The organism is Rhodopseudomonas sp. B29 (assembly GCF_000333455.1).
Classification (GTDB): Bacteria; Pseudomonadota; Alphaproteobacteria; order Rhizobiales; family Xanthobacteraceae; genus Rhodopseudomonas.
This window is the reverse complement of sequence record NZ_BADD01000037.1, coordinates 1-1,453: the sequence shown is the minus strand read 5'-3', so window position 1 is coordinate 1,453 and position 1,453 is coordinate 1. Positions and strand designations below refer to the sequence as shown.

Here is a 1,453-nt window from a genome sequence, read left to right as displayed (position 1 = left end):
TTCCGCGTCAAATACGAGCCGACAAATCCGGCCGCCGACGCCAGCGGCAACGTCAAGTATCCCAACGTCAATCCGCTGGTCGAAATGACCGACATGCGCGACGCGCAGCGGTCCTACGAGGCAAACCTCAACGTCATCAGCGCGACGCGCCGCATGATCCAGCGCACGCTCGACATCCTCAAATCATGACTGCCGACTGAGCCAGGAAGGACCCGATGGCATCCCCGATCTCCGCAGCTAATGCCTATGCGAGCCTCGCCCGCCTGACCAGCGCCAAGGGCGCCGGCCAGCCGTCGGAAGACGGTCCCTCGTTCGGATCGCTGGTCAAGGACGCGATGAGCAGCGTCCTCGACGCCGGCCGCAAGTCCGACGCGCAGACCGTCGCCATGGCGAACGGCAAGTCCAACGTCATGGACGTGGTCACCGCGGTTGCCGAAACCGACGTCGCCGTGTCGACGCTGGTGTCGGTCCGCGACCGGGTGATCCAGTCCTACGAAGACATCATGAAGATGACGATCTAAGTCTGTGCCTCGTTCGCAAACATCCGTCATTGCGAGCGAAGCGAAGCAATCCAGCGCAGTGCACGGAGTTGGATTGCTTCGTCGCTTCGCTCCTCGCAATGACAAAATACCAAGGACTTCATCCATGACCGGCCCCGAGACCCTCGACGTCGCCCGCGACGCGATCTGGACCATCGTCATCGTCTCGGCGCCCTTGATGGTGGTCGGCCTGGTGGTCGGTGTGGCGGTGTCGCTGGTGCAGGCGCTGACCCAGATCCAGGAACAGACGCTGGTGTTCGTGCCGAAGATCATCGCGATCTTTATCACCCTAGTGTTGGCACTGCCGTTCATGGCCGATGCGTTGCATGCCGAGATGCTGCGGATCTCGTCGCGAATCATCGGCGGCTGACGCATGATCGGAGGCCGCGCTGGTTCGCTGCACGCACCCTCGGGGGCGAGCGGCGCCGTCTGCGCGGGGATCGCCGTCCGCCGTCCCGAGGCTGTTTCCGATGCGCATCGACCTGTCGTTCCTGCCCGCGCTCGCCGCAGCCTTCATGCTGGTGTTCGCGCGCGTCGGCGCGATGGTGATGTTGATGCCGTCGCTCGGCGAGACCAACATCCCGATGCGTATCAAGCTGGCGATCGCCTTGATGCTCGCGCTGATCATTCTGCCGATGCACCGCGACGCCTATCACGTCGACATGACGTCGCTGGCGCCGCTGCTGGTGCTGATGCTTCAGGAGATCTTCGTCGGCATCGTGCTCGGCGCCACGGCCCGCGTGACGCTGTCGGCGTTGCAGGTCGCGGGCTCGGTGATCGCCCAGCAACTCGGTCTCGGCTTCGTCACCGCGGTCGATCCGACGCAGGGTCAGCAGGGCCTGCTGATCGGCAATTTTCTGACGCTGCTCGGGGTCACGCTGTTTGTTCGCACCGACGCCCACTACTTGGTGATC

General features: G+C 63.9%; 4 protein-coding genes. All 4 read left to right on the top strand.

Annotation, left to right across the window (positions count from 1 at the left end; translation table 11 throughout):
• Window positions 1-189 (top strand): flagellar basal body rod C-terminal domain-containing protein (locus I5M_RS01210; protein WP_022719734.1); only part of this gene is annotated, 189 nt, incomplete at its 5' end.
• A gap of 26 nt (window positions 190-215) precedes the next feature.
• On the top strand, window positions 216-521 hold the full coding sequence (gene fliE / locus I5M_RS01205) for a flagellar hook-basal body complex protein FliE (protein ID WP_022719733.1): 306 nt from the start codon (window positions 216-218) through the stop codon (window positions 519-521).
• A 124-nt stretch (window positions 522-645) separates the two neighbouring features.
• Window positions 646-909, top strand: coding sequence for a flagellar biosynthesis protein FliQ (gene fliQ / locus I5M_RS01200; RefSeq protein ID WP_022719732.1), 264 nt, complete (start codon window positions 646-648; stop codon window positions 907-909).
• A 100-nt stretch (window positions 910-1,009) separates the two neighbouring features.
• Window positions 1,010-1,453: flagellar biosynthetic protein FliR (locus I5M_RS01195; protein WP_022719731.1), on the top strand; the 444-nt coding region annotated here is incomplete at its 3' end.

Bases quoted from the DNA above. Each gene is read 5' to 3' on its own strand.
- fliE (WP_022719733.1), top strand. From the start codon at position 216: ATGGCATCCCCGATCTCCGCAGCTAATGCCTATGCGAGCCTCGCCCGC.
- fliQ (WP_022719732.1), top strand. From the start codon at position 646: ATGACCGGCCCCGAGACCCTCGACGTCGCCCGCGACGCGATCTGGACC.